The organism is Micromonospora parva (genome assembly GCF_040649675.1).
GTDB lineage: Bacteria > Actinomycetota > Actinomycetes > Mycobacteriales > Micromonosporaceae > Micromonospora > Micromonospora parva.
In genome coordinates, this window is record NZ_JBEZFX010000012.1 from 1 (window position 1) to 14,179 (window position 14,179).

Here is a 14,179-nt window from a genome sequence, read left to right on the forward strand (position 1 = left end):
ACCCGGGGGGCGCTCGGCGCGCGGAGCGTGCGGCTCCCCGGGCCCCTCACCCGAGCCAGAGCCGCCGCTCAGGTGACCGGAGCCGGCCGCGGGCTCGGACGATGTGTCGGGCGTCAGTTGATGACGCCGGCGCCCACGGTGTGATTCGTTTCCTCGTCGATGAGGATGAAGGAGCCGGTGAGCCGGTTGCGGGAGTACGGGTCACACAACAGCGGCTGGGTCACCCGCAGCTGGAGCCGGCTGATCTCGTTGCACCGCAACTCGGTGGGATCGGGATCGCGCCGCAGTGTGTTGACGTCGAGCCGGTACTGCAGATCCCGGATGACCGCGCGCACGGTCCGGGTGGTGTGCTTGAGCAGCAGCCGAGCCGGCGGCCGGAGCGCCCGTTCGTTCATCCAGACCACCATGGCGTCGATGTCCTGGACCACGGCCGGCGCGTTGTGCGGCCGGCAGATCATGTCCCCACGGGACACGTCCAGGTCGTCGGCGAGCCGCAGCACCACCGACATCGGCGGCGTGGCCTCATCGACCGGCCCGTCCGGACCGTCGATGGCGGCGACCCGGGTGGTCAGCCCGGAGGGCAGGTGCATGACCTCGTCACCGGGGCGCAGCACCCCGCCGGCGACCTGACCGGCGTAACCGCGGTAGTCGGGGCAGGCACTGGACTGCGGGCGGATCACGTACTGCACCGGGAAGCGGACGTCGACCAGGTTGCGGTCCGAGGCGATGTGCACGTTCTCCAGGTGATGCAGCAGCGAGGTGCCTTCGTACCAGGGCATCTCGGTCGAGCGACTCACCACGTTGTCCCCGTGCAGCGCGCTGATCGGCACGAAGGTGACGTCCCGCGTGGCCATCCTCGTGGTGAACGCCGAGAACTCCGCCCGAATACTGTCGAACACGCCCTGGTCGTACCCGACCAGATCCATCTTGTTGACGCAGACCACCAGGTGCGGCACGCCCAGCAGGCCGAGCAGGAACGTGTGCCGCCGGCTCTGCTCGACCATGCCCTTCGTGGCGTCCACCAGGACGATGGCCAGGTCCGCCGTGGAGGCGCCGGTCACCATGTTCCGGGTGTACTGGGCGTGGCCGGGGGTGTCGGCGAGGATGAACTTGCGCTTGGGCGTGGCGAAGTAGCCGTACGCCACGTCGATGGTGATGCCCTGCTCACGTTCCGCCCGCAGGCCGTCCATCAGCAGTGCGAGGTTGGTGTACTCGTCGCCACGCCGACGGCTGACGTCCTCGACCGCGGCGAGCCGGTCGGTGAAGGTGGACTTGGAGTCGTAGAGCAGCCGTCCGATGAGTGTGCTCTTGCCGTCGTCCACCGAGCCGGCGGTGGCGAACCGGAGGATGTCCATGATCAGAAGTACCCTTCCCGCTTGCGGTCCTCCATGGCGGCCTCGCTGGTCCGGTCGTCCGCCCGGGTCGCGCCGCGTTCGGTGATCCTGGTGGTCGCCACCTCCTGGATGATGTCGGCGACCGTCCGCGCGCCGGAGAGGACCGCCCCCGTGCAGGTCATGTCACCGACCGTCCGGTACCGCACGGTCTCCTCGGACACCACCTCAGTGGGGTCCGGCGCTTGGTACGGGTTCTCCGCCAGCAGCATGCCGTCCCGCTCGAACACCCGCCGCCGGTGCGCGAAATAGATCGGCGGCACGTCGAGCTCGTCGCGGGCGATGTAGCGCCAGACGTCGAGTTCCGTCCAGTTGGACAGCGGGAAGACCCGGATGTGCTCGCCCGGCCGGATGCGGGTGTTGAACAGGTTCCACAGCTCCGGGCGCTGGTTTCTCGGGTCCCACTGGCCGATCTCGTCGCGGAAGGAGAAGATGCGCTCCTTGGCCCGGGCCTTCTCCTCGTCGCGTCGGGCTCCGCCGAACGCCACGTCGAAGCGGTGCTCGGCGATGATGTCCAGCAGCGTGGTGGTCTGCAACCGGTTGCGGCTGGCCCGGCGTCCGGTCGGCTCGACCACCCGCCCGGAGTCGATCGAGTCCTGCACCGAGGCCACGATCAGCCGCACGCCCAGCTCGGCGACGCGCTTGTCGCGGTAGTCGAGGACCTCCGGGAAGTTGTGCCCGGTGTCGACGTGGACCAACGCGAACGGCATCGGCGCCGGCCGGAACGCCTTCTCCGCCAGGCGGAGCATGACGATCGAGTCCTTGCCGCCGGAGAAGAGCAGCGCGGGCCGCTCGAACTCGGAGGCCACCTCGCGGATGATGTGGATCGACTCTGCTTCCAGCATTTCCAGACTCATGTGACACCTCGCGTGTTTCCGCCGTCGACCAGCAGCACCGTGCCGGTCACGAAGCCCGCCTGCTCGCTGGCGAGGAAGGCGGCGAGCGCACCGAAGTCCGCCGGCTGCCCGACCCGGCCGAGCGGCACCTCGGCGATGATCTCCTTGAGCGCGGCCTCGCCGTCGATGGCGGACCGCGCCGCCACGAACCCGTCGAAGGCCGGCGTCTGGTGTACGCCGGGGGCCAGCACGTTCACCGTGATGCCGCTGGCGCCGACCGCGTGGACCACACCCTTGGCGAAGCCGAGCACGCCCAACCGGGCGGTCGCGGACATCGCGGTGCCGGGCAGCGGTTGACGTACGGCCTCCGAGGTGATCAGCAGGATCCGTCCCCAACCGGCCCGGCGCAGGTGCGGCAGGGCCGCCAACGTGATCGAGATGTGGGGCAGCAACGACCCCTCGACGCCCTGCCGATAGTCGTCCACTGTGAACGTGTCGGCCTGGCCGTGCGGCACGCCGGGCGAGTTGGTGACCACGACGTGCAGCGCGCCGAACTCCTCGGCCGTCTGGTTCACCCAGCGCGTCACGTCCGCGTCGTCACGGACGTCCACCTCGACGGAGAGCACCCGCCCAGGACCGGCCTCGTCGACCAGCTTGTGCGCCGCGGCCAGTCGCTGCGGGTCGCGGGCCGCGATGGACACGTTCGCGCCCTCGGCCGCCAACGCGCGAGCGACCGCCAGCCCGAGGCCGCTGCTGGCGGCGGCCACCAACGCCGTCCGCCCGGACAGTCCGAGATCCATCACGCCACCTTTCGCGCCAGCGTCGGATACCCGTAGCGGCGTAGCAGGGGCAGGGCGAGCGCCGTGGTCGTGGCGGTGGGCAGCGCCGGCAGCTCCGTACGCCAACGGTCGTCCGGCCGGATCAACACGGTGCCCTGACCGAGCCGATCCGGGTTGCCGGTGACCGTGTGGTTGGTGCCGAGGGTCACCTTGCCCTCCTCGGTCACCGGTGGCTCGTCGTCGAGCCCCGCGAAACGCAGCACATCGGCCAGCACCTCACGGGGCTGCCGGGTCAGGTCCTCGTGTCGGATTCGGAGATAGCGGCCCGCCGCGGCCCGGCCGACGTACTCGGAGGCCACGTTGAAGCCCACCCAGTTCGCCGTGCTCTGGGCCGGGCTCATCGGCTCGATGTACCGCTTGCCGCGCTGGTACGAGTAGGTGGTGGCCCGCGGGTCACGGACGATGTGCAGCACCCGTACGTCCACATCGGAGCGTCGCAGCAGGGCGGCCGCCTCGGCCGGGTACTTGGAGCTGTCCACCACCGCCCGCTCCGCGCCCCGCCGCGCCAGCTCCCGGTAGACGGCGACGGTGCGGTCCAGGACCTGGGTGACGTGCGGGGGCGTGCTGGCCAGGCGGGCGCGGGTGTGCCGGGTCCGCAGGCCGGCCTGCTGCGACGACATCATCTGGCGGGCGAGCTTGGTGGGCTCGGCGTCGCCGAACGTGGCGATCACCGACGACCACAGCGTGCACTGCCGGATCTGCTCGCCGCACCCGCACAGCGAGTTCGTGCCGCTGTCCAGCAGGCCGTTCTTCCACAGGTAGTGCAGTTCGCCGGCGTGCAGCACGCCGGGCAGCTCGTTGAGGACGTTGCCGAGGATGGTGCTGCCGCTGCGCAGCCAGCCGGTGATGTAGATGACCTTCATCGCTGACCGTCCGTCAACAGGAGGAAGTGCTGGGGCAGGTGCACGGCCAGGCCCACGGAGGTGCGGGCCTCCACGACGTCGCCGTGCAGCGTCAGCGACGACCGGCTGGGGTCGAGCAGCGTCACGGCGGCCCGGAAATCCCCGAGCAGCGCCTGACCGCGCGGCATCATCCGGGTACGCGAGACCTTGATTCCGGCCTCGGCGAGTCGGCCGAGCAGCCCGTCGCGGACCAGGTCCCAGTAGTGGGCGGGGTGCACGACGATGCCGTCGCAGGAACCACCGGTCTCCTCGACCGCCCCCGCCGCGGCGGTCAACGCCGCACCGAGGTCGCCGCCAATGGTCGACCTGCGCATCTCGGGCAGCTTGAGCAGCCCCGCGATCCGACCGTCGGCGGTGCCGTGCAGCAGGGCCTGGTTCTCCACCACGCCCATCCGGACCAGCACCCGGTAGTCGATGAACGCGGCGAGCAACGCGGGCTCGTGCCGCAGGTCGGCGGGCAGGGGCACGGACACGCTCAGCTCGGTCAGCTCGGCGTACTCGACGGTGGGCTCGAAGGTGGCCTCCGGGGTGCTGGCGTACGCCGTGCCCGCGTTCGCGTACTCGCTCTTCGGAGCCTCGCGTACGTAGGCGAGCGTCTGATCGGAGACCGAGGCCACCTTCAACAGGTGCCGCACGGTGTAGCGCGGGCGGCTCTTGAACAGCGGGAACGAGGCGGTCAGGTGTGCCCGGATCGGCACCACCACGTCGTCGCCGTTCTGCACCCGGGCAACCGACATGGCGAATTCCTCACCCGGGCTGCGTCGGGCGAGCGTGGGGTCCGCAAGCGTCTGTCGGGTCACTTCCAGCGCGCTGGCGCTGGGTTGCATCGTGGTGGTCATCATTTCCCCTTCAGAACAGCGCTGAGAACCGCGGATGTCGTGAGCCCCAACGCGGCGAGTGTCTCGTCGTGGTTGCCGCCCTCGGCCGGCCAGTCGGCGCCGGCGTTCACACTCAGCACCTCGCGGTCGGGCAGCAGCAGCGCGAGGGTGGAGGCCACGCTGCCGGCGGCGCGGTGCTCCTCGACGACGACCAGCCGTCGCGCGTCGGCCAGCTGCGGCAGGGCGAGCGTCAGGCTCTCCTCGTCCACCCAGCACAGGTGCGCGTGGCCGAGGTCCGGCTGCTGCTCGGTGGCGGCCTGGCACAGTGCCGTCGGCTTCTCCCCGATGGATACGACGCAGGTGTCACCACCCATCGGGTTCAACCAGGTGACAGCGCCCCGACCGGCCGGGGCGAACGACGCGTCGAACACCTCGTTGCGGCCCAGCCGCACGTAGCACGGCCAGTCGCCGTCGGCGGCGGCCCGGATCGCCTCGCGGGTCTCGGCCTCACCGGCGGGTACGGCGATCCGCACACCCGGCAGGCTCTGCATCACCGCGAGGTCCTCCAGGCAGTGGTGGGTCGGCCCGAACCACGCGCCGGACACCCCGCCGTACGGGCTGACCAGGACCACGGGGGCACCGAGGTACCCGAGGCCGAGCTTGACACTCTCCCCCGCGCGGAACGCCGCGAACGTGGCGAACGTGCTGACGAACGGCCGCAGCCCGGCGGAGGCGAGGCCCACCGCGATGTCCACCGCGGACGCTTCGGCGATACCGAGGTTCAGGAACCGGTCGGGAAACCGGTCCTGGAAACAGTGCTTGGGGCCGCCGAGATCCGCCTCCAGGCACACAATGCGCGGGTCGTCCGCGGCCAGCTCGGTCAGCTCGAGCCGGTACGCCTCCCGCGCGGACACCGTGGCCGTCATCACCGGATCGCCGCCTTCCACTGCCGCGCCCGCGCGGGACTGATCTTCACGTAGTGCGAGCCGGCCTTGCCCTCGGTGGCCGGCACGCCCTTGCCCTTCACCGTGGTGGCCAGCACCGCGAGCGGCCGGTCGGTCGGCGCCATCGTCCGCACCAACTTCTCGATGTCGTGCCCGTCGACCTCGGCCACCTCGAACCCGAACGCGGCCAGCCGGGCCGGCAGGTCGGTCAGCGGCGAGATGTCGGAGACGTACCCGTCGTTCTGGCCACCGTTGAGGTCCACCACCACGGTGAGCCCGCCGACCCGCTTGGCCTGGGCCACCTGTAGCGCCTCCCAGACCAGGCCCTCCTGCAACTCGCCGTCACCGACCACCGCGATGGCCCCGCCCGGCCGGTTCAGCAACCGTCGGGAGAGGGCCCAGCCGACCGCGTACGCGAGCCCGTGACCGAGACTGCCGGTGGGGAACCGGACGCCGGGCACCTTCGGGCCGGGATGTCCGGTGTAGGGCGACCCGGCGCGGCCGTACCGGGGCGCCGGGTTCTCCTCGATGACGCCGACCTCGTGCAGCACCGCGTAGAGGGCGGCCGCCGCGTGGCCCTTGCTGAGGACGACCTCCGTGCCCGGCTCGGACCGGGCGACGGCATACGCGGCGACCAGGATGTCCACCACTGAGAGGCTGCCGCCGAGGTGACACCCGACCCCGCTGGCCGCCATGTCGACCACCAGCCGGCGAGCCCGGCTGGCCTGTTCCCGAAGCAGATCGATCTCGTCCATCACCGCACACACCAATCCCGTACGGCGGCGGACAACACCGTCCGCGCCCGCCGGTACTCGTCGGCTGACAGCCGCTCGTCGGGCGTGTGGTCCAGGTGAGCATCTCCCGGCCCGTACGCCACCATCGGAACGCCGCGCCACCTGGTGGCGAGCGTGTTCATGTCGCTGCTCCCCTTCTTCGCGAGCAGCCGTGGAGCGTCACCGGTCGCCGCGCGCAGCGCTCGGGTGAACGCCCGTACCAGCGGATCGGTCCGGGGTGTGCTCACCGGCGGCGTGGCGAGCAGCAGCTCACCGTCCTCGAAGACGGACAGCATGCTGTCCAGTTCGGTTCCCGGCGGGACCCGGACATCCAGCACCGCCGAGGCGGTCTGTGTGCCACCGGAGCCGCCCGAGGCCAGGTTGAGCACCGCGAACAACGCTTCCGGACTGCACTTGCCGACCTCGGCCTCGACCTCGCCGATGAGGTCGACGAGGGAACTGGCGGCGGTCCGCCGTTCCTTGCCCGCCGTGTGACCGGTGGTCCGGGCGACATCCATCCGCACCTTGCAGACGCCGTGGTAGCCGATGGTCACCGCACCGGCGCCGCTGGGCTCGCCGATGATGACCGCGTCCGCCGGGTAGTGGTCACGCGCGTAGAGCGAACCGGACGCCGTCCGCTCCTCCTCCACGGTGCCGACCACCCGCACCGTGACACCCTCGGGTGGTTCGAACTCCACGAGCGTCTGCAGGAACACGGCCAGGCTGGCCTTGGCGTCCACGCAGCCCCGGCCGGTCAGCGCGGCACCGTCCCAGGCCACCGGCCAGCGGTAGGGGACGGTGTCCAGGTGGCCGAGCATCAGCAGCCGGCGTGGCCCGCTGCCGCGCGTGGCGACCAGGTTGCCGGCTGGGTCGATGACCGCGTGCACGCCCTTCTCGGTCAGCCACTTCAGCAGGTACAGCGCCAGTTCCCGTTCGCCGCCGGAGACCGAGGAGATCTCCACCATGCGGGTCAGCAGGTCCAGGTCCGGCTCCGGTGCGGCGGCCCGCCAGAACCGGGTACCGCCGTGGGTGTTTGCGGTGTGCGGGCCGGTGATGGCGACGTCAGCGGTCCCCTTCAGGGCCAGCTCCGCCGCCCGGACCTTCTGCCGCATCCGTCCGCTCGCGTACGTCATTCCCTCACCACTGCACAGGTGCGGCAGGGTGCTGGTGCGGTCGGACGGGTCGGCGAGCAGGCCCGGGGTGCCGGTCACCAGGCGCAGGTGATCGGCGTCGAGCGCGTTCGCCACCTCGGCGGCGAGCACGTCGGCATCGACGTTGATCGGCGCGCCGCCGTCGCTCGCGGTCACCGGCGGTGACACGCAGACCACGTCGAAGGTGTCCAGCAGGGACAGCAGCCGCGCCACGTCCACCGCGGAGACCGCGCCGGCGCGGTGGTCGCGGACCAGCCGCTGCCGGTCGCCCTCGACCACCCGCAGGGGCCGGTTCGGGGTGCCCGTGACCAGCCCCTCCGGCGTGGCCGTCGCGGCGAACACCGTCAACTCACGCTGGCCCAGGTTCTCCCGGATCCGGGGCAGGGTCAGCTGTTCGTACGCGGCGACGATGTGCGGCATCTCGTCGGGCGGGCAGTACCGCACCTCGTCGCCGGAGGCCAGTCGCAGCATCCGCATCGGGCGCTCGATACCGGCGTAGTAGTCAGCGATGTCGGCCGCGCCGCCAGCGACCAGCAACAGTCGGGCACCGCCCGCGCTCAGCGCGGCCAGGTCGTCGTAGACGGAGGCGTGCCGCAGGCTCGAACTGCCCACCTTGACCACGTACAGCGGCCGGTAGGGGAAGATCCCCGCCAACGCCTCGTTATTCATCACGGCCATCCGCCGGCCTCCGGGAGTCCTAGCCGTTCGTCCATTCCGTGGATTCGGTTCATCGCCTGCACCGCCTGGCCGGCGCCGCCCTTGATGAGGTTGTCCAGGGCGGACACCACCACCCAGCGGTCACCGGACACCACCGCCGCGACCTCGGCGACGTTGGCGCCCACGACCGTCTTGAGCATCGGCATCCCCATCGGGGACCGCCCGGCCGCCACCCGCACGAAGGGCGCGTCGGCGTACGCCCGGGCGAACGCCCGGCGCACGTCGCTCTCCCCCGCACCGGGCTTCAGCCGCCCGTACGCCGAGACCATGACGCCGCGCGCGACCGGCAGGCTGAAGGTGGAGAACTGCAGGTCCGGAGCCCGACCGGTCAGGTCGGTGAGGGCCTGGCGCACCTCGGGGGAGTGCCGGTGACCGTGCAGCTTGTGCACCCGGACGTTCCCGTCGCGTACGGCCGGATGCTCGACACTGCCGGTGCCGCTGCCGCTCGACCCCGACTTGGCGTCCACCACCACGTCCTCCGCCGCCAGGTCCGCCTTGAACAGCGGGTAGAGCGCGTAGATGGTGGCCGCCGCCATGCAGCCCGGCAGGTTGAGCACCGGCTCTGTCGGGGTGGGCGCGAACTCTGGGATGTAGTAGGGGATGGGCTGGCGCCAGCCGCCAGCCGACGCGGGATAGTGGCGCTCGACCTGGTCCGTCTGGCGCAGCCGGTAGTCGCCAGCCAGGTTGATCACGACCTTGGCGCGGTTGGCCACGTCGTCGAGCACTGACGGCAGTACGCCGTTGGGCAGGCAGGCGAACGCGACGTCCACGTCCGGCATCTCGTCGAGCTTGCGCATGTGGTGCCCGCCGATCGACGTGTTGCGCAACCCCGGCACGACCTGCCCGACGCGCTGACCGGCGTGCCGGGCCGAGGACACGAACGTCGGCACCACCCGGGGGTGGGCGGCCAGCAGCCGGATCAGCTCGGCTCCGATGAACCCGCTGCCGCCGAGGACGGCGGCGCTGATGTGCTCGCTCACGCCGCCACCCCCGCCCGTGCGAACACCGCGTCCCGCACGTACGCGGCGACGTGGCCGGCGATGTCGACGCCGTGGATCTTCGAGGACTGGGCGAAGTCCGGGTTGGTGTTGACCTCCAGCACGTACATCTCGCCGGTCTCCCTGGACTCGGCCAGGTCGACGCCGTAGAACCCGGGGCCGAAGCACGCCACGACCCGGGCGCACAGTTCGCGGGCGCGGTCCGAGATCGGGATGGGCTCCACGGCGCCGCCCTGGTGGGTGTTGGTGCGCAGACCGGCGCCCACCTGGCGGTACGCCACGATCGGACGGTCCCCCACCACGTGCACCCGCTCGTTGAAGCCGGGCTTGGGCACGTACTGCTGCACCACGACGGGGAACTCCTTGCCGGCCGGGTCCAACGCCTCCCGGCCGCCGGCCCAGGCGTCGAACTGCGCCTCGTCGGTGATGCGGACGATCCCGCGTCCCCACGAGCCGCTGATCGGCTTGACGACAGCGTCCCCGCCGAGCTCGTCGACGTAGCCACGAACCTGCTCGACGGTGAACGCGACGTGCGTCGTCGGGTGCGGGACGTCGTGGTTGGCGAAGGCGATCGCCTGGAGATCCTTGGCGAGACACAGCCGCACCGCGTGCGGCGTGTTCAGCGTCTCGATGTCGGCGTGCTCGAACCGGGCCGCCATCGAGGCCAGTTCCCGGTGGGACACGTTGCGCAGCAGCACCATCCGGGGCCGCGGCGCGGCGTTGTTGAGTATGGCGGCGGTATGGCGGGGCAGCGCCGACTGCGCGGTCAGCCCGGTCGCCCGGAGCGCCCCCAGGAGCAGCCGCTCCTCCGGGCGCACCATGGTCACGGAGACCAGCACATCGGCCGTCTCACTCACCCCAGTCCTCCTCGATCTCCGGTGCGCGGTCGAGCCGGATCGCGGGCGTGACCTCGACTACCTCGTGTTCCTGGCCGCAGCCGCGGCACGACAGGATGTCGCCCAGCTCCGCCTCGGTCGACACGACGACCTCGGTGTCGCACTCCAGGCAGACCGGTGCGGTGGTCAGATTGGACATGGGATCCCTCCGGAAGACTAGGCTCGCTCGAAATCGATGATCATCATGTCGCGGGTCGCGACTGTCGCACCCTCGGGTCCGATCGGGGTTACTTCGTGTTCCATTGCGCGATCGTCGAGCAGAATGGTTTCCATAGGATTCACCATCGCGTGCTCGAACAACGGCTCGCTCTCACCCTTGCGGAAGACACGGCTGATGCCACCGGCGCAATTCTGCCGGCCGACCAGATGGATGGCCACATAGTCGTGGCCGTCGCTGTGCCGCCCCTCCGGGGCGGGCGCCGAAGTGCCTTCACTGCCGGCCGTCACACGGATCATGTGGACGGTTATCAACCAGTCGCTGTCAATTCCGCTGGCACGGCTGACAAAGCCCAGGTCGTGTGTGATGACGGCTTGGAAGTTTGCGTTCTCGTACGCCTCCGGCGTGATCGGCGCGAACTGCCTGGCCTGCCCACCGTAGACCCGGTTCACGTCCGTCGCCTGGTAGAACGGCTGGGCGGGCAGCGTTTCCAGGGCACCTCCGGCGCGTCCCAGCAGCCGCCCCAACCGGCGGTATCGGCGTGTCCGGTGGCTCGGTTGGACGTACGGGTCGATTGGAAGGTCCTCCCATAATTTCGCGAATTCATACCACCCGTCACTGACGGAAACGGGTAGTTGCTCGTGGGCCCACCCGTTCTTCACGATGTCCTGCGCGCGGAGCAGGGCGAAATTGTTGATAGGCATTGCGTGCCTCCCTTCTTATCCAGGAATGAACGTACTCGCGGGGCGGTACTCTGCACCCGACTGAGCTCCACTCAAGACCTCGGTAAATGGCACCCAGAACCCGTTTGAGCCGCCACCCACGCCGTTGTGCGTCGAGCTGCCGCTGGCGGAGTCGCGAGCCGGCGGGCGGCACAACGACCGTTGTGCTGGCCGACCTCGCCCGCACTGTTCACTGACGCCCGCCCGCGAGGCCCCCGTCGCCGCACCCTGCGCTCGGACCCGGTCGGACCTGCAAAGCTTCCTGTCAATCGCCTAGCGGTAGTAGCTCGGCCGGCTTGCCCGCATCGCCCGCGCCACTCCGACACGCGGCTGACGTGCGCAAACATCTCTAGTGTGGACATGGCGAGGGATGGCGGTCCGGATATGCTACCTTCAAAACCCGGTTAGCCGGTATCACGCAAGCGGACCTGCGGTTGAGTAGCGCCGTCGAGACGAACGAGTGTCTGTTGTGTACCGCTTGCGTGGCGACTTCTTGCTACACCTTGTCCAGGAATTGGGAGGTAGCCATGGTGCACCAACGACGCGCGGTCTATGCCCTCACCGCGTTGTCCGCCGCCACTTTCTGTTACGTCACCACCGAAGTGCTTCCGATCGGTCTGCTCACGCTGATCGCGCCGGACCTGGGACGCTCCAGGTCGGAGACCGGTCTGCTGGTGACCGGGTACGCGGTGGTGGTCATGATCGTGGCGCTTCCGCTGACCCGGGTCACTCGACGAGTACCCCGACGGCCGCTGCTCGCCGGCGCCCTCGGCGTGTTCGCCGCGGCGACGGCGGTGTCAGCCCTCGCCACCTCGTACGAGGTGCTGCTCGCCGCCCGGCTGGTGTCCGCCATCACCAACGGTGTCTTCTGGGCGGTGGTGTTCCCCGTGGCGATCTCGATGTTCCCCGAGAACATCCGAGGCCGCATCGTGGCGCGGCTGTCGATAGGCAACGCTCTCGGCCCGGTCCTCGGCGTACCGCTGGGCACCTGGTTGGGCGGACAGGCCGGCTGGCGGGCCGCCTTCGTCGCGATGGCCGCCCTCGGCTTCGTCACCTGCATCGCGGTCGCCCTGCTCCTGCCGAGCGTCGCACCGCAACAGAGCGCGAGCGACGTGGGGCCGATGCCGGACCGGCAGCGTTTCGTGGTGCTCCTCGTCGCCACCATCCTCGCGGTCACCGGGGCCATGGGCGCGTTCACCTACATGACCGTGTTCCTCCTCGACGTGAGCGGGTTCGCCGCGGCATCTCTCGGCCTGCTGCTCTTCGTCCAGGGCTCGTTCGGCGTCGCCGGCACGTGGGCGGTCGGTCGGGTCCTGGACCGGTTCCCACTCGGTGTCGTGCTGGGGCTGCTCGGGCTCATCACCGCGGCGATGCTCGGCCTCTACGGGGTTGGTTCGAGCAAGATATTGACGATCCCTCTGCTCGCCGTGGCGGGCATGTCGTTCAGTTCGCTGATCGCGGGAATCCAGCACCGAATCATGCAGGTGGCCCCGTCGACCACCGACATGGCGTCCGCCAGCCTCAGCGTCGCGTTCAACTTCGGCCTCGCGGCCGGCTCGTTCATCGGCGCGGGCCTGCTGGCGACGGCCGGGGTCCGCGTCATCCCGTTGTTCGGTGGCCTGCTGACGGCCGCCGCGTTCGCGCTGCTCGCCTTCCACGAAATGTCCCGCAAGAAGAGGAGAGGCCATGAAACTGTCCGTCGTAATCCCGACCTACAACCGGTCGGACATTCTGCAGCTCACCCTTGAGTCCCTGGTCCGCCAGGACCTGGATCACGACGACTACGAGGTGCTGGTGGTCGACGACGGATCGTCGGACGACACCGCGGACGTCGTGAAGAAGTACATGGACCAGATGAACCTGCGCTACTTCTTCCAGGAGGACGAGGGTTACCGGGCCGCCGGGGCCCGCAACCTCGGCATCAGCCACGCCGAGGGCGAGATCACCGTCTTCATGGACGCGGGTGTGATGGCGCACTCCAGCCTCCTGCGCGTGCACCTCGCCACCCACGAGGCCTACAGCGAACCGATCGCCCTGTGCGGGTACGTCTTCGGCTACAGCCTGAACAACGAGAACGCCGACGAGGTCCTGGCCGACCTCGACGTCAACGATGTGGACGGCACGATCGAGCAGTGGCGTGAGAAGGGCCTGCACCCCGACATCAGGGAGGACTTCTTCATCCGGGAGGGCGACGACTTCTCCGACGCGCCGGCACCCTGGCTCATGTACTGGACGTTCAACTCCTCGGTGCGCACGGAACAGCTACGGCGGGTCGGCATGTTCGACGACGCGTTCCGCGCCTGGGGCGGCGAGGACGTCGACCTCGGCTACCGACTGCACCGCGACGGGGCCCGCATGTTCCTCAACCGCGACGCGGTGTCGCTGCACTGGCCGCACGCGCGGGACGGCGAAGGCGCCGACGCGGTCGCCAACTACCAGTACATGGCCCGCAAGTACGACACCCCCATCACGCGACTGCTGGACATCGTCCCGACCATCAACTTCTTCGTCATCAACGACGTCATCCGGGGCAGGAAGCTGACCCACTGACCTGATCGCAGCTGGTATGCGGCCCGCACGGGCCACCTACCTTCGCGGCGCCCTCTGCGCGCCGGCCACCGTCAATGCGACACCGGCCGGCGCGCTGCGCTGTTCGGCGACTTCCGCGGCCCGGATCCCATGGCACTTCTGCCGACTCTCGGGGAAATCTCCTCAGTAGTAAATCCCCGTTCTGATGAGCAGTTCCACAGAATCTATTGAGTAATCGGGAGAACGCTAGTGCGGTACCGCCGCCGGAGTACGTTGCTGCTACGAATATAAAGGAACTGCGGAAGGGCGGGATCGCGTTCAGCCTATCGGGAGAGCGGACACGAATTGTGCGCTCTCCCGTCACTGGTTCCAACGAGTCGAGCAGCAAGCGCGTACGAGATGGTCCGAGGTCCACCAGGGGCTGGCACCCGGCAATCGACCAGGAAGGTCGACCCTTTGGCCGCCGGACTCTCAATAGGCAGGTCCGGCGCACCGAAAGGAGCTCG

General features: G+C 69.7%; 14 protein-coding genes. 2 read left to right on the plus strand and 12 right to left on the minus strand.

Features of this window, described 5'->3' with window-relative positions; genetic code table 11:
* Window positions 1–113: 113 nt before the first annotated feature.
* Genes AB0C03_RS26445 through AB0C03_RS26500 form a run of 12 tightly spaced genes read right to left on the minus strand, consistent with a single transcriptional unit; the run spans window position 114 to window position 11,126 of the window.
* Window positions 114–1,355 (minus strand): sulfate adenylyltransferase subunit 1, encoded by a 1,242-nt coding sequence (locus AB0C03_RS26445; protein ID WP_030329308.1) that lies wholly within the window; start codon window positions 1,353–1,355, stop codon window positions 114–116.
* 2 nt (window positions 1,356–1,357) lie between these two features.
* Window positions 1,358–2,248, minus strand: a complete 891-nt coding sequence (cysD, locus tag AB0C03_RS26450) for a sulfate adenylyltransferase subunit CysD (protein WP_030329310.1) — start codon at window positions 2,246–2,248, stop codon at window positions 1,358–1,360.
* Window positions 2,245–3,027, minus strand: a complete 783-nt coding sequence (locus tag AB0C03_RS26455; RefSeq protein ID WP_030329313.1) for an SDR family oxidoreductase — start codon at window positions 3,025–3,027, stop codon at window positions 2,245–2,247. Before AB0C03_RS26455 ends, cysD begins: the two co-directional genes overlap by 4 nt.
* Window positions 3,027–3,929 (minus strand): sulfotransferase, encoded by a 903-nt coding sequence (locus AB0C03_RS26460; RefSeq protein ID WP_036410870.1) that lies wholly within the window; start codon window positions 3,927–3,929, stop codon window positions 3,027–3,029. The genes AB0C03_RS26455 and AB0C03_RS26460 overlap by 1 nt, the downstream gene beginning before the upstream one ends.
* Window positions 3,926–4,807 carry a family 3 encapsulin nanocompartment shell protein gene (locus AB0C03_RS26465; RefSeq protein WP_030329317.1) on the minus strand — a complete coding sequence of 294 codons (882 nt, stop codon included), beginning with the start codon at window positions 4,805–4,807 and terminating at the stop codon, window positions 3,926–3,928. The genes AB0C03_RS26460 and AB0C03_RS26465 overlap by 4 nt, the downstream gene beginning before the upstream one ends.
* The gene (locus tag AB0C03_RS26470; RefSeq protein WP_030329319.1) at window positions 4,807–5,712 is read right to left on the minus strand and encodes a transketolase family protein; all 906 of its coding nucleotides are present in this window, start codon (window positions 5,710–5,712) and stop codon (window positions 4,807–4,809) included. The genes AB0C03_RS26465 and AB0C03_RS26470 overlap by 1 nt, the downstream gene beginning before the upstream one ends.
* Complete coding sequence (locus tag AB0C03_RS26475) at window positions 5,712–6,485, minus strand: thiamine pyrophosphate-binding protein (protein WP_030329321.1); 774 nt, start codon at window positions 6,483–6,485, stop codon at window positions 5,712–5,714. Before AB0C03_RS26475 ends, AB0C03_RS26470 begins: the two co-directional genes overlap by 1 nt.
* The gene (locus AB0C03_RS26480) at window positions 6,485–8,332 is read right to left on the minus strand and encodes a M20/M25/M40 family metallo-hydrolase (RefSeq protein ID WP_357639553.1); all 1,848 of its coding nucleotides are present in this window, start codon (window positions 8,330–8,332) and stop codon (window positions 6,485–6,487) included. Before AB0C03_RS26480 ends, AB0C03_RS26475 begins: the two co-directional genes overlap by 1 nt.
* A complete protein-coding gene (gene argC / locus AB0C03_RS26485; RefSeq protein WP_210866518.1) occupies window positions 8,323–9,351 on the minus strand; it encodes an N-acetyl-gamma-glutamyl-phosphate reductase in 1,029 nt (342 codons plus the stop codon). The genes AB0C03_RS26480 and argC overlap by 10 nt, the downstream gene beginning before the upstream one ends.
* Window positions 9,348–10,226 (minus strand): ATP-grasp domain-containing protein, encoded by an 879-nt coding sequence (locus AB0C03_RS26490; RefSeq protein WP_307857895.1) that lies wholly within the window; start codon window positions 10,224–10,226, stop codon window positions 9,348–9,350. The genes argC and AB0C03_RS26490 overlap by 4 nt, the downstream gene beginning before the upstream one ends.
* Entirely contained in the window at window positions 10,219–10,404 is a 186-nt protein-coding gene (locus tag AB0C03_RS26495) for a hypothetical protein (protein ID WP_030329330.1), read from the minus strand. The genes AB0C03_RS26490 and AB0C03_RS26495 overlap by 8 nt, the downstream gene beginning before the upstream one ends.
* Window positions 10,405–10,421: 17 nt before the next feature.
* Window positions 10,422–11,126, minus strand: a complete 705-nt coding sequence (locus tag AB0C03_RS26500; protein ID WP_030329333.1) for a 2OG-Fe dioxygenase family protein — start codon at window positions 11,124–11,126, stop codon at window positions 10,422–10,424.
* Window positions 11,127–11,671: 545 nt separating this feature from the next.
* On the opposite strand from AB0C03_RS26500, the gene AB0C03_RS26505 reads away from it, so the two are divergent.
* Both AB0C03_RS26505 and AB0C03_RS26510 read left to right on the plus strand, forming a co-directional pair.
* On the plus strand, window positions 11,672–12,892 hold the full coding sequence (locus AB0C03_RS26505; RefSeq protein ID WP_051708204.1) for an MFS transporter: 1,221 nt from the start codon (window positions 11,672–11,674) through the stop codon (window positions 12,890–12,892).
* Entirely contained in the window at window positions 12,831–13,694 is an 864-nt protein-coding gene (locus AB0C03_RS26510; protein WP_036410872.1) for a glycosyltransferase, read from the plus strand. Before AB0C03_RS26505 ends, AB0C03_RS26510 begins: the two co-directional genes overlap by 62 nt.
* The last annotated feature ends 485 nt before the right edge of the window (window positions 13,695–14,179 follow it).

What these genes read in the sequence shown, in the direction of transcription:
- AB0C03_RS26445 (WP_030329308.1), bottom strand. Translation starts at nt 1,355, where the DNA reads ATGGACATCCTCCGGTTCGCCACCGCCGGCTCGGTGGACGACGGCAAG.
- cysD (WP_030329310.1), bottom strand. Translation starts at nt 2,248, where the DNA reads ATGAGTCTGGAAATGCTGGAAGCAGAGTCGATCCACATCATCCGCGAG.
- AB0C03_RS26495 (WP_030329330.1), bottom strand. Translation starts at nt 10,404, where the DNA reads ATGTCCAATCTGACCACCGCACCGGTCTGCCTGGAGTGCGACACCGAG.
- AB0C03_RS26480 (WP_357639553.1), bottom strand. Translation starts at nt 8,332, where the DNA reads ATGGCCGTGATGAATAACGAGGCGTTGGCGGGGATCTTCCCCTACCGG.
- AB0C03_RS26505 (WP_051708204.1), top strand. Translation starts at nt 11,672, where the DNA reads ATGGTGCACCAACGACGCGCGGTCTATGCCCTCACCGCGTTGTCCGCC.
- AB0C03_RS26465 (WP_030329317.1), bottom strand. Translation starts at nt 4,807, where the DNA reads ATGACCACCACGATGCAACCCAGCGCCAGCGCGCTGGAAGTGACCCGA.
- AB0C03_RS26455 (WP_030329313.1), bottom strand. Translation starts at nt 3,027, where the DNA reads ATGGATCTCGGACTGTCCGGGCGGACGGCGTTGGTGGCCGCCGCCAGC.
- AB0C03_RS26470 (WP_030329319.1), bottom strand. Translation starts at nt 5,712, where the DNA reads ATGACGGCCACGGTGTCCGCGCGGGAGGCGTACCGGCTCGAGCTGACC.
- AB0C03_RS26475 (WP_030329321.1), bottom strand. Translation starts at nt 6,485, where the DNA reads ATGGACGAGATCGATCTGCTTCGGGAACAGGCCAGCCGGGCTCGCCGG.
- AB0C03_RS26500 (WP_030329333.1), bottom strand. Translation starts at nt 11,126, where the DNA reads ATGCCTATCAACAATTTCGCCCTGCTCCGCGCGCAGGACATCGTGAAG.
- AB0C03_RS26460 (WP_036410870.1), bottom strand. Translation starts at nt 3,929, where the DNA reads ATGAAGGTCATCTACATCACCGGCTGGCTGCGCAGCGGCAGCACCATC.
- AB0C03_RS26510 (WP_036410872.1), top strand. Translation starts at nt 12,831, where the DNA reads ATGAAACTGTCCGTCGTAATCCCGACCTACAACCGGTCGGACATTCTG.